27 protein-coding genes are annotated in these 23,796 nt (G+C 72.1%); 12 read left to right on the forward strand and 15 right to left on the reverse strand.

Going from position 1 to position 23,796, the window contains the following annotated elements; all coding sequences use genetic code 11:
- Nucleotides 1-14 precede the first annotated feature (14 nt).
- Nucleotides 15-908 carry an EamA family transporter gene (locus GA0074704_RS05235; protein WP_197697596.1) on the forward strand — a complete coding sequence of 298 codons (894 nt, stop codon included), beginning with the start codon at nt 15-17 and terminating at the stop codon, nt 906-908.
- On the opposite strand, the gene GA0074704_RS05240 is transcribed toward GA0074704_RS05235, so the two are convergent.
- A complete protein-coding gene (locus GA0074704_RS05240; RefSeq protein WP_088969449.1) occupies nt 901-1,392 on the reverse strand; it encodes an NUDIX domain-containing protein in 492 nt (163 codons plus the stop codon). The genes GA0074704_RS05235 and GA0074704_RS05240 overlap by 8 nt on opposite strands.
- Before the next feature lie 70 nt (nt 1,393-1,462).
- On the opposite strand from GA0074704_RS05240, the gene GA0074704_RS05245 reads away from it, so the two are divergent.
- Nucleotides 1,463-3,097 carry a fatty acid--CoA ligase gene (locus tag GA0074704_RS05245; RefSeq protein ID WP_172880864.1) on the forward strand — a complete coding sequence of 545 codons (1,635 nt, stop codon included), beginning with the start codon at nt 1,463-1,465 and terminating at the stop codon, nt 3,095-3,097.
- Between the two features lie 208 nt (nt 3,098-3,305).
- Here the strand turns inward: GA0074704_RS05245 and GA0074704_RS05250 are convergent, their stop codons facing one another.
- The 8 genes from GA0074704_RS05250 to ku all read right to left on the reverse strand — a co-directional run bounded on the left by GA0074704_RS05250 (nt 3,306) and on the right by ku (nt 11,482).
- Nucleotides 3,306-4,319: an NADPH:quinone reductase gene (locus tag GA0074704_RS05250; protein ID WP_088969451.1), complete on the reverse strand. Its 1,014-nt coding sequence runs from the start codon at nt 4,317-4,319 to the stop codon at nt 3,306-3,308.
- Nucleotides 4,320-5,115: 796 nt separating this feature from the next.
- On the reverse strand, nt 5,116-5,868 hold the full coding sequence (locus tag GA0074704_RS05260; protein ID WP_197697597.1) for a MerR family transcriptional regulator: 753 nt from the start codon (nt 5,866-5,868) through the stop codon (nt 5,116-5,118).
- Nucleotides 5,869-5,929: 61 nt separating this feature from the next.
- Nucleotides 5,930-7,066 (reverse strand): glutathione-independent formaldehyde dehydrogenase, encoded by a 1,137-nt coding sequence (locus GA0074704_RS05265; RefSeq protein WP_172880425.1) that lies wholly within the window; start codon nt 7,064-7,066, stop codon nt 5,930-5,932.
- Between the two features lie 41 nt (nt 7,067-7,107).
- On the reverse strand, nt 7,108-7,761 hold the full coding sequence (locus GA0074704_RS05270) for an HAD family hydrolase (RefSeq protein WP_088969453.1): 654 nt from the start codon (nt 7,759-7,761) through the stop codon (nt 7,108-7,110).
- Between the two features lie 37 nt (nt 7,762-7,798).
- On the reverse strand, nt 7,799-8,647 hold the full coding sequence (locus GA0074704_RS05275; protein WP_088973462.1) for an SCO6745 family protein: 849 nt from the start codon (nt 8,645-8,647) through the stop codon (nt 7,799-7,801).
- 143 nt (nt 8,648-8,790) lie between these two features.
- A complete protein-coding gene (locus tag GA0074704_RS05280) occupies nt 8,791-9,462 on the reverse strand; it encodes an FKBP-type peptidyl-prolyl cis-trans isomerase (RefSeq protein ID WP_157743601.1) in 672 nt (223 codons plus the stop codon).
- 133 nt (nt 9,463-9,595) lie between these two features.
- A complete protein-coding gene (locus tag GA0074704_RS05285; RefSeq protein ID WP_088969455.1) occupies nt 9,596-10,246 on the reverse strand; it encodes a DUF4241 domain-containing protein in 651 nt (216 codons plus the stop codon).
- A gap of 192 nt (nt 10,247-10,438) precedes the next feature.
- Nucleotides 10,439-11,482 (reverse strand): non-homologous end joining protein Ku, encoded by a 1,044-nt coding sequence (gene ku, locus GA0074704_RS05290; RefSeq protein ID WP_088969456.1) that lies wholly within the window; start codon nt 11,480-11,482, stop codon nt 10,439-10,441.
- 84 nt (nt 11,483-11,566) lie between these two features.
- Here ku and ligD (GA0074704_RS05295) point away from each other — a divergent pair, with 84 nt between their 5' ends.
- From ligD (GA0074704_RS05295) to GA0074704_RS05305, 3 genes are all read left to right on the forward strand, one after another.
- The gene (ligD, locus tag GA0074704_RS05295) at nt 11,567-12,505 is read left to right on the forward strand and encodes a non-homologous end-joining DNA ligase (protein WP_088973463.1); all 939 of its coding nucleotides are present in this window, start codon (nt 11,567-11,569) and stop codon (nt 12,503-12,505) included.
- The gene (ligD, locus tag GA0074704_RS05300; protein ID WP_088969457.1) at nt 12,498-13,409 is read left to right on the forward strand and encodes a non-homologous end-joining DNA ligase; all 912 of its coding nucleotides are present in this window, start codon (nt 12,498-12,500) and stop codon (nt 13,407-13,409) included. The genes ligD (GA0074704_RS05295) and ligD (GA0074704_RS05300) overlap by 8 nt, the downstream gene beginning before the upstream one ends.
- A gap of 398 nt (nt 13,410-13,807) precedes the next feature.
- A complete protein-coding gene (locus tag GA0074704_RS05305) occupies nt 13,808-14,566 on the forward strand; it encodes a TIGR03089 family protein (protein WP_231926762.1) in 759 nt (252 codons plus the stop codon).
- Here the strand turns inward: GA0074704_RS05305 and GA0074704_RS05310 are convergent.
- Nucleotides 14,550-15,467, reverse strand: a complete 918-nt coding sequence (locus GA0074704_RS05310; protein ID WP_231926763.1) for a helix-turn-helix transcriptional regulator — start codon at nt 15,465-15,467, stop codon at nt 14,550-14,552. The two genes, GA0074704_RS05305 and GA0074704_RS05310, sit on opposite strands and share 17 nt — an antisense overlap.
- A gap of 127 nt (nt 15,468-15,594) precedes the next feature.
- Here GA0074704_RS05310 and GA0074704_RS05315 point away from each other — a divergent pair, with 127 nt between their 5' ends.
- Both GA0074704_RS05315 and GA0074704_RS05320 read left to right on the forward strand, forming a co-directional pair.
- Nucleotides 15,595-16,593, forward strand: coding sequence for a zinc-dependent alcohol dehydrogenase family protein (locus tag GA0074704_RS05315; RefSeq protein ID WP_088969458.1), 999 nt, complete (start codon nt 15,595-15,597; stop codon nt 16,591-16,593).
- Between the two features lie 166 nt (nt 16,594-16,759).
- The gene (locus GA0074704_RS05320; RefSeq protein ID WP_088969459.1) at nt 16,760-17,722 is read left to right on the forward strand and encodes a zinc metalloprotease; all 963 of its coding nucleotides are present in this window, start codon (nt 16,760-16,762) and stop codon (nt 17,720-17,722) included.
- Nucleotides 17,723-17,943: 221 nt separating this feature from the next.
- Here GA0074704_RS05320 and GA0074704_RS05325 read toward each other — a convergent pair whose 3' ends face one another.
- Nucleotides 17,944-18,555, reverse strand: a complete 612-nt coding sequence (locus tag GA0074704_RS05325; protein ID WP_231926764.1) for a maleylpyruvate isomerase mycothiol-dependent enzyme family protein — start codon at nt 18,553-18,555, stop codon at nt 17,944-17,946.
- Nucleotides 18,556-18,646: 91 nt separating this feature from the next.
- On the opposite strand from GA0074704_RS05325, the gene GA0074704_RS05330 reads away from it, so the two are divergent.
- The 3 genes from GA0074704_RS05330 (at nt 18,647) to GA0074704_RS05340 (ending at nt 20,137) form a co-directional block, all read left to right on the forward strand.
- Nucleotides 18,647-18,892: a toxin HicA gene (locus tag GA0074704_RS05330; RefSeq protein WP_231926765.1), complete on the forward strand. Its 246-nt coding sequence runs from the start codon at nt 18,647-18,649 to the stop codon at nt 18,890-18,892.
- The gene (locus tag GA0074704_RS05335; protein ID WP_088973466.1) at nt 18,892-19,236 is read left to right on the forward strand and encodes a type II toxin-antitoxin system HicB family antitoxin; all 345 of its coding nucleotides are present in this window, start codon (nt 18,892-18,894) and stop codon (nt 19,234-19,236) included. Before GA0074704_RS05330 ends, GA0074704_RS05335 begins: the two co-directional genes overlap by 1 nt.
- Before the next feature lie 127 nt (nt 19,237-19,363).
- Entirely contained in the window at nt 19,364-20,137 is a 774-nt protein-coding gene (locus tag GA0074704_RS05340) for a maleylpyruvate isomerase N-terminal domain-containing protein (protein WP_088969462.1), read from the forward strand.
- A gap of 25 nt (nt 20,138-20,162) precedes the next feature.
- Here GA0074704_RS05340 and GA0074704_RS05345 read toward each other — a convergent pair whose 3' ends face one another.
- The gene (locus GA0074704_RS05345) at nt 20,163-20,444 is read right to left on the reverse strand and encodes a hypothetical protein (RefSeq protein ID WP_088969463.1); all 282 of its coding nucleotides are present in this window, start codon (nt 20,442-20,444) and stop codon (nt 20,163-20,165) included.
- Nucleotides 20,441-20,731, reverse strand: a complete 291-nt coding sequence (locus tag GA0074704_RS05350; RefSeq protein ID WP_088969464.1) for a DivIVA domain-containing protein — start codon at nt 20,729-20,731, stop codon at nt 20,441-20,443. The genes GA0074704_RS05345 and GA0074704_RS05350 overlap by 4 nt, the downstream gene beginning before the upstream one ends.
- A gap of 399 nt (nt 20,732-21,130) precedes the next feature.
- On the opposite strand from GA0074704_RS05350, the gene GA0074704_RS05355 reads away from it, so the two are divergent.
- On the forward strand, nt 21,131-21,340 hold the full coding sequence (locus GA0074704_RS05355; protein WP_088969465.1) for a winged helix-turn-helix domain-containing protein: 210 nt from the start codon (nt 21,131-21,133) through the stop codon (nt 21,338-21,340).
- A gap of 150 nt (nt 21,341-21,490) precedes the next feature.
- Here GA0074704_RS05355 and GA0074704_RS05360 read toward each other — a convergent pair.
- Both GA0074704_RS05360 and GA0074704_RS05365 read right to left on the reverse strand, forming a co-directional pair.
- A protein-coding gene (locus tag GA0074704_RS05360; RefSeq protein ID WP_231926882.1) for an IS5 family transposase occupies nt 21,491-22,359 on the reverse strand; the annotation gives its coding sequence in 2 pieces (ribosomal slippage) (nt 21,491-22,017 and nt 22,017-22,359; 870 coding nt in all).
- A gap of 91 nt (nt 22,360-22,450) precedes the next feature.
- On the reverse strand, nt 22,451-22,720 hold the full coding sequence (locus GA0074704_RS05365) for a hypothetical protein (protein WP_157743602.1): 270 nt from the start codon (nt 22,718-22,720) through the stop codon (nt 22,451-22,453).
- Between the two features lie 158 nt (nt 22,721-22,878).
- Between GA0074704_RS05365 and GA0074704_RS05370 the strand changes: the two genes are divergently transcribed.
- Complete coding sequence (locus tag GA0074704_RS05370) at nt 22,879-23,745, forward strand: hypothetical protein (protein ID WP_088969467.1); 867 nt, start codon at nt 22,879-22,881, stop codon at nt 23,743-23,745.
- Nucleotides 23,746-23,796 lie beyond the last annotated feature (51 nt).

Genomic DNA, 23,796 nt, shown 5'->3' on the forward strand with positions numbered 1-23,796 from the left:
CTCTACTGGGGCACATGGGCACCACGACCTCGGCTCGCGCCGGCACCGCCATGGCGGTCGCCTCGATGACCTGTGTGCAACTCGGGCTGGCCGCCTCGGTCGGGCTCTTCGACGCCGTCGGCCCCGAGGGCACCGCCTGGCTGCGCCTGGCCTGGGCCGGCGTGCTGCTGGCCGTGCTGGTCCGCCCCCGCCCCTCGGCCTTCACCCGTTCCGCCCTGCGCGCCTGCCTGGCGCTGGGCGTGGTGACCGCCGCGGTGACCATCCTGTTCATCGCGGCGGTGGCCCGGCTGCCGCTCGGTACGGCCAGCGCGCTGGAGTTCCTCGGCCCGCTCGGCGTCGCCGTGGCCCGGGGACGGGGTCGGGCCCGGCTCTGGGCGGCGCTCGCCGCGGTCGGGGTGCTGCTGCTCACCGAGCCGTGGCACGGCGGAGTCGACCCCGTCGGTGTCGGGTACGCGCTCGGCGCGGCGCTGTGCTGGGCGGCGTACATCCTGCTCACCCAGCGGGTCGGCGACGAGGTCGCCGGGCTGCGCGGCCTGGCGGTCTCCATGCCGGTCGCCGGCGTGGTGGCCACCGTGGCGATCGGGCCGTCGGTGGTCGGCGACCTGACCTGGTCGGTGCTGCTGGCCGGTCTCGGGCTGGCGGTGCTGCTGCCGGTCGTCCCGTTCGCCCTGGAACTGCTGGCGCTGCGCCGGCTGACCACTGCCGCGTTCGGCACCCTGATGAGCCTGGAACCGGCGATCGCCCTGCTGGTCGGCCTGCTCGCGCTCGGGCAGGTGCCCGGGCCGGCCGCGGTGGCCGGGATCGCCTTCGTGGTCGCCGCCGGCATCGGCGCGGAACGCACCGGTGCCCGGCACGAGGTCGTCGGGCCGGTGCCGGCCGCTCCGGCCGAGCCGGCCCGGACTACTTGAGGATCAGGCGGTTGGTCTGCTCGAAGACGTCCAGGTCGGCCAGGGTCTCCAGGACGCTGGCCGAGAGCGGGGCGGGCAGCTCGTCGCGGTGGAAGAAGCCGGCGTCGGTGGTCTCGTCGGTGAACCGGGCCAGCTCGCCGTCCCACTCGTCGATCCGGAACGCGGTGGTGAAGATCTGGTACGTGTGCCCGTACATGTTGGTGTGGGTGCGGTCCGGCCCGGTGTAGAGGGCGAACGCGCTGACCCGCAGCGCCCGCAGCCCGGTCTCCTCGCGGACCTCGCGCACGGCGCAGTCGGCGATCGACTCGCCCAGCTCCATCGCGCCGGCGGGCATCGCCCAGTGGCCGTTGTCGGAACGCTTGATCAACAGAACCCGGGCGGCGTTGTCCCGCAGCACCGCGCGGGCCCCGACGAACATCAACGTGCGGTCGCCGGCCAGGGAACGCAGCTGACCGACGTACGAGTCGGCCCAGGAGATGCTCACCCGGCCAAGATACGGGGGTTCCCAACGCGTGACCGGCGACACTAGCTTGTTACCCATGCGTAGCACGATGATGGACGCCCCTCTCCAGGTCGCTCGGATCCTCGAACACGGCTCCACCGTGCACGGCACGGCGGAGGTCGTCACCTGGACCGGCGCCGAGCCCCGCAGGACGTCGTACGCCGAGGTCGGCCGGGACGCCGCCCGCCTCGCCCATGCCCTCCATGACGAGTTGGGCGTCACCGGCGACGAGCGGGTCGCCACCTTCATGTGGAACAACGCCGAGCACCTGGTGGCCTACTTCGCGGTGCCCAGCATGGGAGCGGTGCTGCACACCCTCAACATCCGGCTCTTCCCCGACCAGGTCACCTACATCGCCAACCACGCGCAGGACCGGGTGGTGATCGTCGACTCGACGCTGATCCCGCTGCTGGCGAAGGCGATCGGCGGGATGACCACGCTGCGGCACGTGGTGGTGGTCGGCGGCGGCGACCCGGCCCCGCTGCTGGCGGCGGCCGGTGGCGGGTTGACCGTGCACCGCTGGGACGAGCTGCTGGCCGGGCGGCCGGACCACTACGACTGGCCGGCCGTGGACGAGCGGGACGCCGCCGCGCTCTGCTACACCTCCGGCACCACCGGCAACCCCAAGGGGGTGGCCTACTCGCACCGCTCCCTCTACCTGCATTCGTTGCAGATCTGCATGCCGGAGGGCTTCGGGCTCGGTCCCACCGACCGGGAGCTGGCCATCGTGCCGATGTTCCACGCCATGTCGTGGGGCCTGCCGTACGCGGCGTTCCTCTCCGGCGCGGCGCTGATCATGCCGGACCGGTTCCTCCAGGCCGCCCCGATCGCGGAGATGATCGCCACCGAGCGGCCCACCCTGGCCGGCGCGGTGCCGACCATCTGGAACGACCTGCTCGCCCACCTGGACAGCCACGACGTGGACACCTCCTCGCTGAAGGAGGCGATCGTCGGTGGTTCGGCCTGCCCGCCCGCGCTGATGCACGCCTTCTCCGAGCGGCACGGCATCGAGGTGGTGCACGCCTGGGGGATGACCGAGATGTCCCCGCTCGGCTCGGTCTCCCGCCCGCCGGCCGGGGCGACCGGCGACGACGCCTGGCGCTACCGCTACACCCAGGGGCGGGTGCCGGCCGGGGTGCAGGCGCGCATCGTCGGCCCGCTGGGCGAGCCGCTGCCCGCCGACGGGACGTCCGTCGGCGAGTTGGAGGTCCGTGGGCCGTGGGTGACCGCCACGTACGTCGGTGACGACGCCCCGGACGAGGAGAAGTTCCGCGACGGCTGGCTGCGTACCGGGGACGTCGGCACCCTCTCTCCGGACGGCTTCATCACGCTGACCGACCGGGCCAAGGACGTGATCAAGTCCGGCGGTGAGTGGATCTCGTCGGTGGAGCTGGAGAACGCGTTGATGGCCCACCCGGACGTGGTGGAGGCCTGCGTGGTGGGGGTGCCGGACGAGCGCTGGGGTGAGCGTCCGCTGGCCACGGTGGTGCTCCGCGAGGGCGCCGAGGTGGGCGTCGAGGAGTTGCGCGAGTTCCTCGCCGGCACGGTCGCCCGGTGGCAGCTGCCGGAGCGCTGGGCGGTCATCGACGCGGTGCCGAAGACCAGCGTCGGCAAGTTCGACAAGAAGGTCGTCCGCTCCCGGTACGCCGACGGAGGGCTGGCCGTCCGGGAGTTGACGACGCCGTAACACTTTTACGGGGTGCGACGCCTCTTGGGCAGGGACGTACTCCTGAGACATCCCTCCCCAGGGGCGGCCCCGGCGTTCGCACCGCGCCGGGGCCGCCCGCTCCTGGGAGGCCCGCCCGGTTTGGCGTGGCGCGCCCCACACGGTCATTCTTGCGAAACTTGTTCGCCTCTGTCCCGGTGACTGCGAAATCCGCTTGCGTACGCCCTGGTCAGGACTCGCTCGTCGAGATCAGCACCTTGCCGACCACCGAGTTCTCCACCGCCTCGTGGGCGGCCCGCGTGGACGCCAACCCGTGGTGGTGCAGCGGCAGGCCGGCCTCCTCGCCGACCCGGACGGCGCCCTGGGCGACCGCGGCGGCCACGTCCACCACGCCCTGCGCCTTGGCGGCCTTCGGCTCGGTGTAGACCAGCACGAACTGCCAGCGGGCGTTCGGCACCATCATCGGCCGGATCGGGATGCTGACCTCGTCACCGCCGTCGTCGGCGTACACGCATACCGCGCCGCCGGCCCGCAGCAGTTGGGCGTCGGCGGCGGCGTTGCGGGCCGCGGAGACCTCGACGATCGTGTGCACCCCGTCGGGTGCGATCTTGCGGACCTCCTCGACCACGTCCTGCTCGCGGTAGTTGACCACGAACGACGCGCCGGCCGCCGCGGCCAGCTGCGCCTTCTCCGGGCTGCTCACCGTGGCGATCACGCACGCGTCCGACCAGCGGGCCAGCTGGATCGCCGCGTTGCCCACCGCACCCGCACCGCCCTGCACCAGCACCGTGTGGTCCGACAGGGCGCCGGCGTGCAGCTTGTCCGGCATGAACTCACCGGCGGTCAGGCAGCGGTGCGCGGTCAGGAACGGGATGCCCAAGCAGGCGCCCAGGTCGAACGAGGCGTCGCCCAGCCGGACCGCCTGCCGCACCGGCACCAGCGTGTACTCCGCAGCCGTGCCCCACGGGCGCTGCCACGCGGCCTCCCACAGCCAGACCCGCTCGCCGATCCACTCCTGGTCCACCCCGCCGCCGACCGCCTCGACCACACCCGCGCCGTCCTGCCCCGGGGTCTGCCAACCGGCCGGCAGCGCCCACTGCCGCCGGGCCTTCCAGTCCGTCGGGTTCACCCCCGACACGGCCACCCGCACCAGCAGCTCACCCGGCCCGGGCTCCGGTACCGGCTTGTCGACCAGTTCGAGCACCGACGGGTCGCCGGTGCGCTCGTACACGATCGCCTTCATCGCCGGTCTCCTCACCTCGACGCCCGGGGGCTGCCCTACCCGTCGGATCGGTGATCATTCCGATCCGGGCCGACCCGGAAACCGTACAACCGGGTAGTCGGGGTCGGGAGGCGGATCATGCGGGACATTGCGGTGACGCGGTCGGCGACGCAGCCGATGGCCGGGTCCGAGCCGACGGCAGCGTCGGAGCCCGGTGCGGCGGCGACCGGTCCGGCCCCGCAGCCCGCCGGCGGCCCCACCCCGCCGGACCGGCCTGCCTCGGACCGCTCTGCCCCGGACCGGCCTGCCCCGGACCGGCCTGCCTCGGGTCGGTCTGCCTCGGCCCGGCCTGCCCCGGACCGCTCTGCCGGGGATCCGGCTGGGTCAGGTCGGCCCTGGCTGCCGCGCTCCAGCCGCAGCCGGTCGATCTGACCCGGAGCCGGGCGTCAAAGCGCCGCCGGAACGGCGGCCAGGGATGGCGCGCGGACGCTACAGACTTGAGAGCGTGGACGACTCGGCCAGCCCTCGCGGCCGGCTCCCCGGCTCGGCCGGCTCCGCCGCTCGGCTCAGCTTCGCGAGCCGGCCGGCCGCCCCGCTCGTTCTGCTCTGCGGTTCGGCCGTCTCCGTTCTCGCCATCAGCTCGCGCCCGGCGCCCTGAGTCGTTTGTGCTCTCAAGTCTGTAGGCGCCGCGACGGTCACCGCCGGTCCGCTCGAGCCCGCCGGGTCGGACGGGTGGTCAATCTTGCGGTCACCGCGACGGTCACCGCCGATCCCCTCGGCGTCGTCCACGCCCGCCGCGTCGACGCGACGGGTCCGGTCAGCCGGCCGCGTCGGCCGCCTTCACGTAGGCGATCAGCTCCGGGCTCGGGCCGCCGTACCGCTGGCTGATCTCGGCGCTGTTCTCCGCCTGCATCCGGTAGAGCGAGTCGCGCAGCCCCGCGTCTCCACCGTGGAACGCCGCCAGCAGCTCCATCCAGCGGCGGGCGAGCGCCCGCACCCGCGGGTCGGTCGGGTCGGTGCCCGCCTCGTGCTCGGCGCGTACCTTCGCGATGAGTTCCGGCCACTCGTCCTGCACCGACCGGACGGCTTCCTCGCCGAGCTGCTCCCGGCGTCGGGCCAGCTCGGTCAGCTGCTCCTCGGTGAAGTAGTTCCTGATCGTGTCGTCCACCCTGGTCACCTCCTGGATCACCGCGAGCAGGTCGACGGGGGTGGCGGTCCGGGCCACCGGCAGCAGCGCGGCCAGCCGGTCCCGCAGCCCGGCCAGCGCGGTGAGCTGCCGCTGCACGTGGGCCAGCTGGTCGCTGAGCAGCTCCGCCAGGTCCGCCCCGCCGCCGTCGAGCACCTCGGTGATGGTCTCCAGCGGCAGGCCCAGCTCGCGCAGCGCCACGATCCGGTAGAGCCGCTCCACGTCCCGCTCGTCGTAGCGGCGGTGCCCCGCCGACGTCCGCGCCGACGGCCGGAGCAGCCCCACGTGGTCCCAGTGGTGCAGCGTCCGCACGGTCAGCCCGGTGTGCCGGCACAGCTCACCGATCGGCCAGGTACGCCCCACGTCGTCGTCCTCTCGCGTCACCGCACCGTGCGGCGACGAGGACGACGCTAGGACCTGACGCCGCGTCAGGAGCAAGCGTGCCTCACGCGGCCGGTTTGAGCACCACCTTCGACCAGCCCTCCTCGCGCCGGTCGAACCGCTGGTACGCCTCCGGAGCGGCGTCCAGCGGCACCTCCTTGCTCACCACGAAGCTCGGCTCCGCCCGCCCGGCCATGATCAGGTTGCGCAGGTACTCGTTGTACGACTTGACGTTGGCCTGCCCGGTCCCCATCCGCAGGCCCTTCTCGAAGAACTTCCCGACCTTGAACAGCAGCTCGCCGCGTCCCGAGTGCTCGTCCGGTGCACCAGGGTCCTCCGCCAGGTAGAGCCCGACCACGCCGATCGAACCGGTCGGCCGAACCACCTCCACCAGGCTGTTCAACACCGACGCCGGCTGCTCCTCGCCACCCTTGCCGGTGGCCTGGTAGCCGACGGCGTCCACGCCCCGGTCGGTGCCCACGCCGTCGGTCTGCTCCTTGATCTGCTCGACCGGATCCCCCTTGCCGAAGTCGACCGGGATCGCGCCGATCGACTCGGCCAGGCGCAGCCGGTCGGGCACCCGGTCCACCACGTAGACCTCCGCCGCCCCCATCAGGACCGCCGAGTACGCCGCCATCAGGCCGACCGGCCCGCCGCCCATCACGGTGATGTTCTCGCCCGGCCGCAGCCCGGTCATCGCCACGCCGTGGTAGCCGGTGGGAAAGATGTCGGCGAGCATCGCGTAGTCGTTCTCGTGTTCCGTGCCGGGCGGCAGCCGCAGGCAGTTGAAGTCGGCGAACGGCACCCGCAGGTATTCGGCCTGGCCACCCCGGTACGGGCCCATCGACACGTACCCGTAGGCGCCGCCGGCGAAGCCCGGGTTGACGGTCAGGCAGAAGCCGGTCTTCTGCTCCCGACAGTTGCGGCAGAACCCGCACGCCACGTTGAACGGCATGGAGACCCGGTCGCCGACCTTGATGTTGACCACGCCGGGGCCGGTCTCGACGACCGTGCCCATGTTCTCGTGGCCGAAGACGATGCCCGGTTCGGCGGCCGTCCGGCCCTCGTACATGTGCAGGTCGGAGCCGCAGATCGCGGTCGTCGTCACCTTCACGACCACGTCGTTCGGATCCTCGATGCGGGGATCGTCGACCTCGTCGACCCGTACGTCGTGCGGCCCCTGGTACACCACTGCCCTCATGCCACCGACGGTATGCCGCTCGGCGGGGCCGGGAAGGTGGTTCAGCCGAGCCGCCGCACCACCTCCGGGGTGAACGCGTCGATCGAGGGCAGCACCACCGCGGCGAGCGCCGCCGCGTCCGGGTCCAGCGGGTACGCGCCGTGCGGCACCGCCACCACCCGCATCCCCGCCGCGGCGGCCGAGCGGACCCCGTTGGAGGAGTCCTCGACGGCGACGCAGCGCCCCGGGTCCACCTCCAGCCGGGTCGCCACGTCCAGGTAGACGTCCGGGGCCGGCTTGCCCCGCGCGGTCTCCTCGGTCGACAGGGTCGCCCCGAACGCGTCGGCCAGGCCCGTCGCGGCCAGCGCCGCCGCGATCAGCCGGGTCGGCGACGAGCTGGCCAGCCCCAGCGGCCACCGCGAGGCCAGCGCGCGGACCACCCGGTCGGCGTCGTCGATCAGGGGTACGTGCTCCGCGTACCGGCGGGACATCTCGGTGACCACCTCGGTGGCGACCTGCTCGGCGCTGCGGTCCACGCCCAGCTCACCGCTGAGGTACGCGGCCCACTCGCCGGTGCTCATCCCCATCAGCCGGCGCTGGGTGTCCGGCTGCCAGGTGCCACCGTGCGCGGCCACGTACGCCCGCCGCACCTGCTCCCAGACCGGCTCGGAGTCCACGATCACGCCGTCCAGGTCGAAGATCACCGCATCGATCACGTACCCATCCTGCCCGACGCCGGTGGTCCTCCGCCGGTCAGCGGGCCGGTGCCGTGGCGGCGCCGCGCTGCGCGGGCAGGCCGATCGGCGCCTGCGCCGGGATGATCGTGCGGCACCGGGTGGCGATCGGTTCGAGCAGCTCACGCAGCCGGTGCGTACGCTCGGCGCCCAGCGCCCGCCACGGCCCGGCCGCCGCCCGGTCGGTGGCCTCCTCGACGGCCCGGAACGTCGCCGTCGCCTGCTCGGTGGGCCGGTGGTCGGCGGTCAGCCAGCCCTTGCCGACCAGCCGCTCCTCGGCGGCGGTCCACTCCTCGTCGGTCCAGCCGCGGGCCGGCTGGTGGAACTGGCGGGACTGGTCCACCCGGCACCGCCAGGCCACCACCTCGACCGGGTCCAGCCCGGTGCCGAGCAGCGCCGCGACGTGCCCGTCACCCCGGTGCTCGCGCAGCGTGGTGGCCGCCTGCCAGAGCCGGGCCAGCGGATATTCGCCGCGGGGCAGCGCGGCGTTGACCGCGCCCAGCACCCGCCCGGCCGGCTCGACCCGCCCGGCCGCCTCCTCCAGCAGCTCCGCCGCCTCCACCAGGTGCGCCTCGGGCAGCTCATAGGTGAACTCGGCGAGCGCCTGCACCGCGCCGGTGAGTCGGGCCCGCAGGGTCTCCGCCGGGGTGGCCAGCCGCCACACCGAGGGCAGCGCGCGGGCCACCATGTCCGGGGCGAAGCTGAAGAAGGCGGCGACCACCGGCGCGGCCGGGACCGCCCCCAGCGGGGCGGCCCGACCGGCGAAGTAGCCCCGCCAGTAGCCGCGCAACCCGACCGCCTCGTACGCGGCGCGGGCGCGCGGATGGAAATAGGTCACGGCGTGGACCGGCTCGAAGTGGGTCCACATGGTCCGGGTCAGGCCCGGGTCGTCGTCCAGCGCCGGCACGTGCACCTCCGCGTCGCGTGGGGCGGTCACCGAGGGCGGTCGGACCGCCCTCGGTGACTGTGAACCTACTGCGCGTGGGTGACGTGGAGGAAGACCGTTGTGACCTACTGCGCGGCGAGGATGTCCACGACGAAGCGCAGCGGGCCGGCCGGACGGCCGCCGGAGGCGTCGGTACCGTACGCCAGCTCGGCCGGGATGTCGAGCTGCACCCGGCTGCCCACCGGCACCCCGACCAGGCCCTGGTCCCAGCCCTTGATGACCTGACCGACGCCGATCGGGAAGCTGACCGGCTGGCCGCCGTTGTCCCAGGAGGCGTCGAACTGCTTGCCGTCGGAGTAGAACACGCCCACGTAGTTGGTGGTGATGGTCTGGCCGGCCTTGACGGCCGGACCCTTGCCCTTGACCAGCGGGGTGACGGTCAGCTTGGTCAGCTCGCCCTTGCCGGCGGCGACCTCGGGCCGCTTGGCCAGCGCCGGGTCGGTGCCCGGGGGCAGCGCGCCCGGGGTCGGCTGCTCCGCTGCCGGGGCGGTGGCCTCGGCGGCGGCCGTCGGGGTGGCGGTGGCGGTGGCCGGCTTGTCGTCGTCCCCGCTGTTGAGCCAGACGATGCCACCGATCAGGGCGGCCACGGCCAGGACACCGACGAAGGCGCCCAGCATCGCCTGGCGCCGCTTGCGCGCCTCGGCGGCCTTCTTCGCGGCCAGCTGGGCGGCGAGCCGCCGCTCCCGCTTGGTGCCCGGGGCGTCGCCCTCCGACCGGTTCTGCACCTTTTCGCTCACGTCGTCGACTCCCTGCCGGTTGGGTGGTGGGGCCCGGGCGACCGGTGCCGGGGCCAGCGCACACGGTACCCGCCGCGGCCGGCCCGCCGCCGCCTGCCTTTCACACCCGTCACTACGGCCACGGCAGCACCAGTCACTGCGGCCACGGCAGCACCGCGAAGTCGGTCACGAAGCAGGCGACCGCGCCGCCCGCGGTGCGGCCGATCCAGGTGCCGTAACAGCCGTCACCCCAGCCCGACCAGACGGTCAGCACGTTCGCCCCCGTCGACTCGTCGATCACCGCGTCGACCAGCCCCGGGACCGGACCGGCGACGGCGTCGTCCTCCTCGGCCACGAAGACCTCGACGATCCGGTCTTCGTCCCAGCTCTCCAGCGCGGCCAGCGCCGCCCGGTCGGCGAGGGTGCCGGTGCCGGTGTCCACGCCGTAGCCGAAGAAGTCGTCGTCGGCGAGGGTGGTCGGGTCCTGGTCGTCGACCAGGGCCGGCTCCCAGCCGGCCACCGGCTCGTCCCGGATGACCAGCTGGAGGGCGGCCACCCGGCGGTCGGTCTCGACGCCGTCGCGGCGTACCGAGGCGACCCAGGCGCGCGCCGGGTAGCGGCCCGGGGGCACGGTCACCGTGTACGGCTCGGCGTCCGCGCCGACGAACGGGTCGCAGCCCACCACCTGCCCGGTGGGCAGCACCACCGTCCCCGCCGGGTACGCCTCGATGACGTACTCGCCGGAGTCGTCGGCGGAGTGCGGACCGGGGGTGAGCAGACGGTCCAACTCGGGCAGGTACGGCATGCGGGTCCTCTCGGCGCGGGTGGCCGGCGGAGCGTACCGGCCGGAGCCGACACGCCGGACCGGCCACCCGCGACGGCGTCCCCAGGAGGTGGGCTTGACCGGCCGGTACAGCCACGCGTCGATGAAGGCGGTCAGGTCCGTTCCGGACTCCCGCGCGGCCAGCGCGACGGCTCGTCGGCCGCCGGCCGGAGGTCAGGCCGTCTTGCGGGGGGCCGCCTTCTTCTCGGCGGTCTTCTTCGCCGGCGCCTTGGCGGCCTTCTTCTCCGCGGTCTTCTTGGCGGCGGCCTTCTTCGCCGGCTCGGTCTTCTTCGCGGGCTCGGCCTTCTTCGCGGCCGTCTTCCTGGCCGGGGCGGCCTTCTTCTCCCCGGTCTTCTTCGCCGGGGTGGCCTTCTTCTGCGCCGACCGGGCCGACGAGATCGGGGTCGGCTGACCCGCGCCGCCCCCCTCGGGCGCCTCGCCCCGGGCCGCCCGGGCCCGGTCCACCGAGGCGCGTAGCGCGGCCATCAGGTCCACCGCCGCGGCCGGCGCGGCCTCTTCCTCCTCCGGCTGGACGACCTCGCGCCCCTCCACCTTCGCGTCGATGACCTCCTGCAACGCCGCCCGGTAGTCGTCGGTGAAGGCGTCCGGCGCGAACTCGCCGGTCATCGAGTCGATCAGCGAGCTGGCCATGGCCAGCTCCGGCGGGCGGACCTTCAGGTCCTCGTCCAGGAACCCGAAGTCGGGGGTACGCACCTCGTCCGGCCAGAGCATCGTGTTGAGCAGCAGCACGCCCTCGCGTACGCGCAGGGTGGCGAGCTGTTCGCGTTGGCGCAGCGCCACCTTGACGATGGCTACCCGCTCCGAGTCGGCGAGCGCGTCGCGCAGCAGCACGTACGGCTTGGTGGCGGTCCCCTCCGGCTCCAGGAAGTAGGCCTTGTTGTAGAGGATCGGGTCCACCTGCTCGGCGGGGACGAACTCCAGCACGTCGATGGCGTGCGAGGTGGTCAGCGGCAGGTCGGCGAAGTCGGAGTCGGTGAGGATGACCATCTCGCCGCCGCCGATGTCGTACCCCTTGGCGATGTCGTCGTAGGTGACCTCCTCGCCGCAGACCGAGCAGGTCCGCTTGTACCGGATGCGACCGCCGTCCTCGCGGTGCACCTGGTGGAAGCGGATGTCCTTCTCCTCGGTGGCCGAGTAGAGCTTCACGCCGATCGAGACCAGCCCGAACGACACGGCGCCTTTCCAGATCGCCCGCATGGCGTGCTCCTCTCCCGGTCCTGACCAGAATCGCAAATGATCGAACGGGGCGCACGCTCTTCCGTGCGCTACTACAGTCGAGAGGTGCCCGGCGCGCCGTTGAAGCCGATGCTCGCGATCACCGGGCAGCTCCCGGCCGGTGCCGGCTGGGCGTACGAGTTCAAATGGGACGGCATCCGGGCCCTCGCCGACATCCAGCAGCACCGCCAGCGCCTGTACGCGCGCAGCGGCGTGGACGTCACCGTCGCGTACCCGGAACTGATCACCCTGGCCGAGCAGGTCGACGACGCGCTGCTCGACGGCGAGGTGGTGCTCTTCACCGACGGTCAGCCGTCGTTCACCGCTCTGGCCGAGCGGATGCACGTGCGCAACGCGGCGAAGGCGGCCCGGCTGGCGGCGACCGTGCCCGTCACGTACATGATCTTCGATCTGCTGCGGTTGCGCGGCGCGGACCTGACCGGGCTTCCCTACCGGGAGCGGCGGGCGGCGCTGGAGTCGCTCGGCCTCGGCGCGGCCCGGTGGGCGGTCCCGCCGGCCTTCGCCGACGGCCCGGCCACCTACGAGGCGGCCGGCGAGCACGGCCTGGAGGGGGTGATGGCCAAGCGGGTCGACTCGACCTACCGGGCTGGGGTGCGCTCGCCGGAGTGGGTGAAGGTCAAGCTGGAGGTGACCGGGGACTTCGTGGTCGGCGGCTGGCGGCCGGGCGCGCGGAAGATCGGCGGCCTCCTGGTCGGGGTGCCCGGCCCGGACGGCCGGCTCACCTACCGGGGCCGGGTCGGCGGGGGCATCGGCGCGGCGATCGAACGCGAGCTGCTGCGCGAGCTGGAACCGCTGCGCTCGCCGGGGTCACCCTTCGCCGGGGACGTGCCGCGCGAGGATGCCCGGGGGGCGATCTGGGTACGTCCGCAGGTGGTGGTCGAGGTGAAGTACGGGCAGCGCACCCCGGACGGGCGGCTGCGGTTTCCCCGGATCCTGCGGCTGCGCCCGGACAAGCCGGCGGAGGAGGTGGCCGACGATGCCTGAGCGGCTCAAGGTCGAGGTCGAGGGACGCTCGCTGGAGCTGTCCAACCTGGACAAGGTGCTCTTCCCGAAGGCCGGCTTCACCAAGGGCGAGGTGATCGACTACTACACCCGGATCGCCCCGGTGCTGCTGCCGCACCTGGCCGACCGGGCGCTCACCCGGATCCGCTTTCCCAACGGCGTCGATGGCGGCTCGTTCTTCGAGAAGAACGCCCCGGCCGCGACCCCTTCATGGGTACGCACCGAGAACCTGCCCGCCCCGGGGTCCAGCAAGGGCCGGGAGACCATCGACTACGTGGTCGCCGACGACCTGCCCACCCTGGTCTGGCTGGCGAACCTCGCCGCGTTGGAGCTGCACACGCCGCAGTGGAAGGTGGGCGAGCACCCGGACATGATGGTGGTCGACCTGGACCCGGGCGCCCCGGCGGCGCTGAAGCAGTGCTGCCAGGTGGCGCTGCTGATGCGTGACCGGCTCGCTCTTGACGGGGTCTCCGCCTTTCCGAAGACGTCGGGCAAGAAGGGCATGCAGCTCTGCTGCCCGATCGCCGGCACGCAGTCCTCCGATCTCGTCTCCGACTACGCGAAGCGGATCGCGCGGGAGTTGGAGCAGGCGCACCCGAAGTTGGTCGTGTCGAAGATGGCGAAGAACCTGCGCCCCGGGAAGGTCTTCATCGACTGGAGCCAGAACAACGCGGCGAAGACGACGGTGGCGCCGTACTCGCTGCGGGCCCAGGCGGTGCCGACGGTGTCGACACCGCTGACCTGGGACGAGGTGGCGGCCGGCGCGGCCGGGAAGCGGCCGGCGACGAAGCCGTACACGGCGGGGGAGGTGCTCGCGCGGGTGGAGAAGTCCGGGGACCTGCTGGCGCCGCTGCTCGACGGTGGCCCGGAGCTGCCCGCCGACTGACGTGCGGCGCGTCCGTCAGGCGCGCGCCGCCTCGGCGTCGGCCGGGCGGACGACGACGGACTCGGTGAAGTTGGGCGTGATCAGGTGGGATTGACGGACATGCTCTCCGTCATGGCCGGTGCAGACCAGGTGTGTCGGTGGGCCGCCTGGCAGGTGGCAGGCACGTCGGCCGCGTCGCTGCGGGCGGCCGATGTCTTTTTCACCGTGATACCTCAGAGGAATAATGATGACTCTCAGGTATCAAGCTCGACAGCGCATTCACTTCCCCCCGCCGGGCCTCGCCGCTTCGGCGGCCCACCGCCCACCGGCTCGTCGCAATCTGTGCCGGTAGCGGTGAGCTGGGCCGCCGGGAGGGCGCGGCGGTCGTTAGGGTGGGGCATCCGGACTGGGAGTGCCCGATGGACCTGATGACCACGCCTTCCGAGCTGCCGAGCGGGCCGCCGGCTGACACCGGGGCACCGCTGCTGACCTGGTGTGACGACGCCACCGGCGAGCGGGTGGAGCTGACCGCGGGCCAGCTCGGCAGCTGGGCGGCCGGCAGCGCCGGGCTGCTGCGGGACGGCTGCGGGCTGCGCGCGGGGGACCGGGCGGCGGTGCTGCTGCCGCCGCACTGGCGTACCGCCGCGGTGTTGTTGGGGGCGTGGGCTACGGGCCTGGCGGTGTCGTTCCGGCCGCGTGCCACCGCCGGGTTGCCGGTGCTGGAGCCGGGCGCGGACCGGCCGTACGACGCGGTGTTCGTGACCCCGGAGCGGCGGGACGACTGGCTGGAGGACGTGCCCGACGGGACGCACCGCTACCTGGTCGGGACCGGGGCGGGGCCGCTGGCCGAGGTGCCGGTGGGCTGGCTGGACTGGTCGGCGGAGGTGCTCCGGCACGGCGACACCCCACCCGACCACCGGGCCGTGCGACCGTCGGACCCGGCCACCCCGGACGGCACCAGCTACGGGGCGTGGGGGCGGCTCGCCGCGGAGCTTGCCCGGCAGCTCGACCTGCGCCCGGGTGACCGGCTGCTGGTCGACGCCGCCGAACACGAACAGCCGCTGAAGTGGCTGCTCGCGCCGCTCTCGGCCGGGGCGTCGATCGTGCTCTGCGCCAACCTGGACCGGACCCGGCTCGACGCCCGGATCGCCGAGGAGGGCGTCACCCTGGTCCTGTGAGCCCGCCCAGCGCCCGGTGGCGGCGGAGCAGGTCGTGCAGGGCGGCGGCGGTCGCGTCGTCGGCGGGGAGGAACGCCTCCATCCGCAGTTCGGCCAGGGCCACGTCGGTGGTCGTACCGAAGTGGGTCAGCGTGGTCATCAACCGCAGCTCGCCGTCGCCGTGCCGCAGCCGCAACGGGACGGCGAAGCCCAGGTAGCCGGGGCCCGGGTCGCGGGGCCGCTCCGGGACCAGCGCGGCCAGCTCGTCGACCAGCGCCGTCAGCCGATCGTGCGGATCACGGGCGGCCTCGGCGCGCAGCCCGTCGAGCACGTGCCAGGCCCACTCGTCGAGGTTGACGATCCTGCCCGCCAGCCCCGCGGGGTGCAGCAGCACCCGGGGGACGCTCACCGGCGGCGTCAGCAGCTCCGGCGTCACCGGCCCGGCCAGCGCCGAAAGGGCCTCGTTGGCCAGCAGCAGGTCGCCGAAGCGGTCCACCACCACGGCGGGGAACGGCAGGTGCCCGTCGAGCACCCGGGTCAGCGCCGCGCGGACCGGCGCCAGCCGGGGATCGTCGAGGTGGCCCTGCGGGTACGCGGGCGCGTAGCCGGCGGCGAGCAGCAGGGTGTTGCGTTCCCGCAGCGGCATCCCCAGCGACTCGGCCAGCCGGATCACCATGGTCCGGCCCGGATGGGAGCGGCCGCTCTCGATGAAGCTCAGGTGCCGCTGGGTGGTGCCGGCGGCCAGGGCCAGTTCCAGTTGGCTGAGCCGCCGCCGGGCCCGCCACTCCCGCAGGGCGGTGCTGAAGCCGGTGGCCGCGGCCCGGCCGGCGGGACCCGGTGCCCCGCTGGCCCGGGTGCCCGGCTCCGACACCTTCCCGCCCCGGGTGCCCGCCTCCGCCGGCAGCCGCTGTTCGACCGTCACCTCTGCGTGTCTACCCCAGTAGTCACACCTCGGCCATTCCCTGCCGGGAATTGTCCGGCCGCGCCGGGCGGCCGCATCGTCGCCGAGGAGGCCGGCGCTGTCCGGCGCGACGAGAGAGGACGCCAGCGTGCGCAGTTTCCACGTCGATTCGGGGGCGGGCATCGCCGGCCTCGCCGTACGCGAGCACGACCGGCCGATCCCCGGGCCGGGCGAGGCGCTGGTGGCGGTACGGGCGGTGTCGCTGAGCTTCCGCGAGCTGATGATCCTGCGCGGGAACTACGTGCTGCCGGTGAAGCCGGACGTGGTGCCGGTCAGCGACGGGGCCGGTCAGGTGGTGGCGGTCGGCCCGGGGGTACGCGGGGTGGCGGTCGGGGACCGGGTGACCGCGGCGGTGTTCCCGTACTGGCGGGACGGGCGGCTGGACCCCGAACTGCTGCCGCAGCTGGGCGGCTCGCTCGACGGCATGCTCACCGAGTACGCGCTCCTGCCGGCCGACGCGTTGGTGCCGATCCCCGCGCACCTGTCGTACGCGGAGGGGGCGACCCTGCCGTGCGCGGCCGTGACGGCCTGGAACGCGCTGACCGGCGTGCGGGCCGGCGACACCGTGCTGACGCTCGGCTCGGGTGGGGTGTCGCTGTTCGCGCTGCAGCTGGCCCGGCTGCGCGGCGCGCGGGTGATCGCCACGACCGGCCGCGCCGACCGGGCGGAGCGGCTGCGGGCGCTCGGCGCCGAGCAGGTCGTGGACCGGGCGGCGCACCCGGACTGGCCGGCCCGGGTCCGCGAGTTGACCGGCGGGCGGGGCGTCGACCGGGTGGTGGACGTGGTCGGTGACGTGGCGGCGGCGTTGCGCTGCGTCGCGTACCAGGGGGAGGTGGCCTGCGTGGGCTTCCTGGCCGGGGTACGGCCGAAGCTCGACACGGGGTCGCTCTTCGCTGCCGGCGCGGCGGTGCGACCGGTGGCGGTCGGCAGCCGGTCCCAGTTCGTGGCGATGAACCGGGCGATCGAGGCGAACGGGTTACGGCCGGTGGTCGATCGGGTCTTTTCGTTCGACGAGGCGGTGGCCGCCTTCCGGTACTACGAGTCGGGGGCGCCGTTCGGCAAGGTGGTGGTCACGATCGGTCGCTGACCTGCTCCCCGGGTGGCGGACCGGGGAGACGTGGGGAAGTGTGGGGTCTGTTCTTAACACCTGTTACGTGGTCTGATACCGGAGACGGCGAGGTGTCATGCCCCCTTCGCGGCGTCCCCCGTCGATCCCGATCTTTCCGTCGACCCCCATGCGTGAAAGGTGCACGATGCGCAGAACGTCGTTCAACCTGGCGGTGCTCACCGCCACCGCGGCCACCTTCCTGACCGGTGGCGGCGCCGCCGGCGCGGTGGCCAACGCGGCCCCCGCCACCACCCCCTCCGCCGGCGCGGCGGCCTGTGCGCCCGGAGCTGAGGCGCCCAGCGTGGCCCGCGTCGCCGCGGGCGCCACCGCCCAGGAGCCGGAGCTCTACTCGAAGAACGAGGCCAACGCCTACGGCGTCATCAAGGACTCGCCGCGGCTGGCCAACGGCAGCGTCACCATCCCCACCGTCTTCCACATGGTCTCCGACCACACCCTCACCGCGGCCGAGACCACCCGGTGGAAGACCCTGATCGCCAACCAGATGCAGGTCCTCAACGACTCGTACTCCGGGAAGACCTCGGCGTCCGCGTCCGACACCCCGTTCCGGTTCGACCTGGTCGACACCACCTGGACCGTGAACAGCGCCTGGTACACCGTCGAGCCCGGCAAGAACGAGCGCGACATGAAGAAGGCCCTCTACACCGGTGACTCGGAGACGCTGAACGTCTACGCGGCGAACATCGGCGGCGGGCTGCTCGGCTGGGCGTACTTCCCGAAGGGCTACAACAACGGCCGCGACTACATCGACGGCGTGGTGATGCTCGACGAGTCGATGCCGGGCGGCACCGCCGGCAAGTACGCCGAGGGTGACACCCTCACGCACGAGGTCGGGCACTGGCTGATGCTGGAGCACACCTTCGCGCACGGCTGCGCCGCCTCCGGCGACTTCGTGGCCGACACCCCGCGTGAGGCGTACCCGCAGTTCAACTGCCCGGTCGGCGCGGACTCCTGCACCGCCCCGGGCCTGGACCCGATCCACAACTTCATGGACTACACGCAGGACTCCTGCATGAACGAGTTCACCCCGGGTCAGGCGGACCGGATGAGCGACGCGTGGGTCGCCTTCCGGGCCGGCGGCGCCGGCTGATCCAGCTCGACCCGTGACGGGGTCGACGGGCTACGGCCCGTCGACCCCGTCTTCCGTAGCGCCCACAAGATCGCGCACGATCGTGGAAGTAGTGGCCACCCAAGCACTCCGAGACCACTGTTTCCTGGATCGGGCGTGATCTTGCGGGGCGGTACGCGACCGTCGCGCCGGGCCGAGCGGGGCGGTGGGCGGTGGCCGTGGATCTGTGGGGCGTCGGGGGGTCAGTCGGGTAGCGGGGCTCCGTGCCAGCGCCACTGCGCCAGGCGGGGACGGCCAGGCAGTTCGATGCGCCCGGTGGCCCAGCGCAGGGCCGCCCACGGTTCCTCCCCGGCCAGCTCCCGCGCCTGCTCGGGATGGAGGCGGGCGAGCACCCGGGCGCACACGTCGCGCGGCGGGTCGAGGGTCAGGCCGAGGCCACGGGCGATGTCGTCACCGTGCACCAGCGCCTCCACGCATCCCATCGCGGCGAAGCCCTCCGGGTCGGCCAGCCCCGCCGGGTGGTAGGCCCGGACCTCCGGCCCGGATGCGCGCACGCTGGCGGCCAGCAGCCGGCCGCCCACCTCGGCGAACTCCAGCACCTCGGCGGGCGAGGCGTCCTGGTTGGCGTTGGCCATGAAGCGGGTGAACCGCTGCTCGGGGCGGGCAATCAGCTGTCCCGCGAACGACAGCAGGCAGTCGCCGACGTGCTCGGCGGTGTGCCAGCAGTCCCACTCCAGGTCGCCGGCCGGCACGGACCAGTTTCGGTTGGTGGCCGGTCGAAGGGCGGTGACGACGCTGGACAGGGCTGCGTCGAGATCATCGGCGGTGACCGGCACGGTTTCCTCCAGGGGCAAGGGAACGATGCCTGCACCCTGCCGGCAGGGTCCGACAGTCCGAGCGAGCGAGGCATTGGTCAAGTGGTACCACTGGTAGTACCATGACCGTGTGCCCTCGATAGCCAAGCTCGTCGAAGCGATGCGACAGCACCAGCAGAACATCGCCTACAACGATCTCTACCGGGTGTGCGAGCACTACTTCGGCAAGCCACGGCAGGTCGGCACCTCGCATGCGGTGTTCAGGATGCCGTGGGCCGGTGACCCGCGCGTCAACATCCAGGACGACAAGGGCAAGGCAAAGGCGTACCAGGTCCGGCAAGTCCTCAAGGCGATCGACAAGAAGGAGGCCATGTGATGCAGCCCGACGCCCGTCCCGAGATCACGCACTACACCTACCGCGTCACCTGGTCGGCTGATGACCAGGAGTTCGTAGCCACCTGTGCCGAGTTCCCGTCGCTCTCCTGGCTGGCGCCCTCGCAGATCGAAGCCCTGAAGGGGCTGGAAGACATGTTGCAGCAGGTGATCGCCGACATGGAGGAGCAGGGCGAACAGGTTCCCCTGCCGTTCGCCGAGCGCAGCTACTCCGGCAAGTTCAACCTGCGAGTCGGGGAGAGCCTGCACCGGGAACTCGCGATGCAGGCCGCCGAGGACGGCATGAGCCTCAACCAGTACGTCCTGCGCAAGCTCCGGGCGGCATGACGCCAGCCGGACCGGCGGCCTACCAAAACCGCATAACCCGGAGAGGGCGGGCGGAGAGCACCGCGCGGCCTCCGGCACCGGTCACAAATCGATGTCCTTCCCGGGAACGTGCTGGTAGACAACGGCGGTGGCAAAGACTCTGGAGTTCCCCGACCGGCTGCGGCTGATCGACGACCGGTCGGCCGCCTTCCGCGCCGCGATCGCCGCCGCGCCCAGCCTCGACTCGCAGGTGCCCACCTGCCCCGAGTGGACGCTGTTCGACCTGGCGCGGCACATCGGCGAGGGCCGTCGCTCCTGGGCCGCCACCGTGGCCGCCGGCCCGACCGCTTCGGGCCGGTCCCCGTTCGAGGGCCCGGCCGCGCCCCGGGAGCGCGAGGCCCTGGTGGCCTGGCTGGCCGAATCGACGCAGCAACTGCTGGTCGCGTTGCGGGAGGCCGGCCCGGATCGGGGCTGCTGGGCTTGGTGGGACGGGTCGCAGTCGCCGCTGACCTGTGGTGCCGTCGCCCGGCACCAGCTCCAGGAGATCGCGGTGCACACCTACGACGCCCAAGCCACCGTGGGCGCCGCGGAGCCGCTGCCGGACGAGGTGGCGCTCGACGGCGTCGAGGACTTCCTGTTCACCTGCTGCGCGACGACGGTCGCCTGGCCCCACGAGCCCGCCGCCGTCGACTACCACGCCACCGAGGGCCGATCCTGGCGCCAGTGGGTCTCCGCCGACGGGTCACGCATCGCCCGCCTGCCGGACCCCGCCGCCGAAGGCGAGGACCCGGACACGTCCCTCCGGGCCACGGCCAGCGAGCTGGTGCTGTCCTTCTACGGCCGAATTCCGACGCAGTCCCTGAAGGTCGACGGCGACGGGCGGATCTTCGAGCTGCTGGAGGCCTGGGACATGGAGGACTAGGACGGGCCACTGCCGCTGCCTCCGGTCACCGCACCCTGAGCCGGTCTGCCAGCCACGGCGCGCGGCGCGCGCACGTCGTGGTGTGGTCCGCCGGCAGCGCACATCGGCCACGGCCGTCGGGCAGTGGCCGGTCGCAGAATACCCAATGGCGTACGCCCTGGTAGTCCTCGGCCGACACGGTGACTCCGCCGGGGTCGACGCGGGCGCTGAGCTGCGCCAACACCCGGGCGGCCGTACGCGCGAAGATCCGGGCGCGGTGCAGGTCCGGCGCGGTGACCGGCAGGTGGATCACCCAGCGCGCGGTCATCGGTAGCGGCGGTTCGCCGACTGGGCGCTCTGCCACGTACGCAGGGCGTTCTTGATGCGTACGTTCTCCTCCTGGACCGCGACCAGGGCGGTCTGCGCGACCGCCAGTTCGTCGGCGACCCGGTGCAGGAAGGCGCGGATCTCGACCGGGTCGAGACCGTGCCGGCGCTGGTTGAAGCAGCGTTCGCGCACCTGCCAGGGGCGCAGCGGACCGCTCCTGATCGTGGGGGTCGGTGCGAGTTGCGGTGTGTCGGGCCGGCGGGTCAGCCGGCGGAGCAGGTTGCGCACGAGGTGACCGCCCTTCGTGAAGGCCGTGAAGTCGTGGTGGAAGGGGCGGCCTCCGCCGGTTGCGGTCGGCGGAGACCGCCCGTCCTGCCGCCTTACGGGGTACGGCGGCAGGGCCGCGCCGGGGGAGCGCGGAGGGGGTTGGTCTCGACGGCGATGCGAGACCTCCACGAGAGGCGCCAACCGACCGCAGCAGCACCGCATCACCGAGAGCGACGCTACCGATGCAGCTTCACTTACGTCAAGTACATCGGCATCGTCTTGTGCCCAACCTTCATCAGTAGCAGCTGTGTCAGCACTGTCACCTCTTTCAGTAGATGCATTGCCTGCGTCGAGGGAGTCGATCGATACTGGGTGGGCCAACCGACTGCAAGGGGCCGCACTGTGCCTATCCCGCCCACCATGGACGAACTGCTCGACGACCTGCGGAGGAAGATCAAGGACGGGACGTACCCACCGGGAAGCCAGCTGCCTGCGGGTCGGGTGCTCGCCGACTCGTACGACGTCTCGCACTCGACCATCCAGCGGGCGATCGCAACGCTGCGAGAGCAGGGGGTGCTGGTGGGCCGGCCGGGTCGCGGTGTCTTCGTCGCAGAGGCCCCACGGCGTTGAACCGGGCTGGCCGACGGTGACGATGCAGGGCCCGGCGTGCGGCGGAACACTTCCACCGGCCGGCTGCCGGCAATGTCGGGTCTCAGGACGTGCGTGACAGATCAGTCTCGGGACGTGGGTGACTCGTCCGGCTAGGGCGTGTCCTGTCGATCAAGGAAGCCAGATGATGGCGGCGATGAGGACGAGGCTGGCCCGGTAGAGGGATGCGCGTTTGGCGTAGCGGGTGGCGAGGTCACGCCACTGCTTGAGCCGGTTGAAGCAGCGTTCAACGACGTTGCGCTTGCGGTAGACCGCTTTGTCGAAGGCCGGTGGCCTTCCGCCGGCGCTGCCCTTGGTGGCCCGGCGGGCGACTTGGTCTGACCGTTCAGGGATGACGTGCCGGATTCCTCGCTGCCGCAGGGCTCGGCGCGTCGAGTCATGCGCGTAGCCCTTGTCGGCGATCAGCACGTCGGGGCGCTTGCGGGGCCGACCGGGTCCGGGTTCGTTGACGCGGATCGCGTCCAGCAGTGCCAGTAGTTGGGGGTTGTCGCCGGCCTGGCCCGGGGTGAGCAGGATCGACAACGGCCGGCCGCGTCCGTCGACAGCCAGGTGGATTTTCGTGCTCAGTCCGCCACGGGATCGGCCGATGGCCTCGCCATCTTGCGTACCAGGTGTCGCCGGACTTGCCGGGGAGCCCCTTTTTTGCGGGTGCCAGCGGCATGCTGGTGTGCCCGCACGATCGACGAGTCGATGCTGATCGTCCACTGCACAGGTGTGCCGTCGTCGTGGACCTGCGCCGCCGCGAGAATCCGATCCCACGTTCCGTCAGCGGTCCACCGGCGCAGCCGTTCGTGGCAGGTCTTCCATGGCCCGAAGCGTTCCGGCAGGTCACGCCACGGCGCACCCGTACGCAGCTTCCACAAGATCCCGTTGATGACCTGGCGGTGATCCCGCCACCGCCCCCGCGCACCGCCCGGCTCGGGAAGCAGCGGGGCGATAACCGCCCACGCCTCGTCGGTCAGCTCACCACGACGTACCACCGGCGCATTGTCAACGACCAACCACTACAAGATCGGCAGGACACGCCCTAGAAGATCTTGTAATTAGTTATGGGCTCTCGGTAAGGGCCGGTCAAGTTGTGTGCTCGTCGCACTCGGCTTCGAACTCTGCGTGGCGTCGTTCCAGGTATCCCGGCCAGTCGGCTCGCGCGGCGATGACGTCGTCGACGGTGAGCTTGATGACGGCGCAGAAGCCGATGGAGCAGGCTCGGGGAGAGCTGGCGTCGATGAGGGAGACGCCGTGGATCTGGTCGCCGTCGTTATAGAGGCAGAGGACGGGGTGGAAGTGGCAGTCCTCGTAGATCTCGCCGGGCTTGATGTCGGCGGCCTGATCCTGGGTCACGGGTGCCATTGTGCAGGTCATGGCCGTGGTGGGTGATCCGAGGACTTGCGGTTGCGTGGGGGGCTCGGGTGTCCGGCCCATAGGGGTCACTTCAGTAAGCGAGTCGACGGTACCGGGCGTGGCACCGATGCGTGGCACTGGTCTCGTACCCTGTCGGCGTGTCATGGCGCCCCTCGTTCACGACCTTGCTGGCCGGGGTGGGCGCTGCGGCGGCCCTCGCCATGGGGTGTCTGCTCGACTGGATCAAGCCCAACTTCGCCGAACAGATGCCGGTGACTGCCAACGTCGTGGCCGGGGCCGTCCTCGTGCCAGCGGAAATCTTCGTCGTGTACGGCATCGTCGACCGGCTGTTGTCCAGACGACGCCAGCAGCGGTGGGCCAGTGTCGCGGCCGAACTCGCGCAAGCCATCGGCAAGAAGTGGTCCGATCTCCGTGAACTGCTTCACTACATGCGTCGACTCGATGATCATCCCGACGGTGTCCCAGATTCAGAAGTTGTGATCACAAGGGCCGAGAGTGTCTGGGAAGCTCTTCGCCTTCAGGACGAGGCGCAGCCGTATGAAGTGCGAGGCACCGCGGACGCTCAATGGGACTTGCCGGACGGTTGCGACGAAGCCTTGGGTGACGTCCTCGGGGTCTGGATACAGATGTGGCCCGCAGGGCTGGACACGGAGCGGAAGGCGTTGCAGCGCCGTTTAGCAAGCGTCCTGCTTCCACGTCTGGCGGTCGATGATCCGGAGTTGACCTCGGCCGCCCGGTTGCTGGTTGACGCGATGAACGATCTCGATGATCTGCTGCAGGGGCTGAACGAGGTCGAGGAGCCATTTCCAATGTCGCCTTACTGGTCCCCGGACGTATCGGAGCTAAGTGATGCCGATCTGGACATGCGGCCGATGATCCCGCACGGCGCACCCGAATGCGCGCTCGGCAGTCTGCGTGAACTCCGTCGCGCGCTGCATGCGATGGATCAACTTATCGAACGGGGTGATCGACTGATCAAGCTACTAACCGATCGGAGGCGGTGATCAGGTGATGACTGGGAGGCTGGTTGGCTAACGGGCCGAACAGCCAAACCA

It is taken from the genome of Micromonospora siamensis, from assembly GCF_900090305.1.
Classification (GTDB): domain Bacteria; phylum Actinomycetota; class Actinomycetes; order Mycobacteriales; family Micromonosporaceae; genus Micromonospora; species Micromonospora siamensis.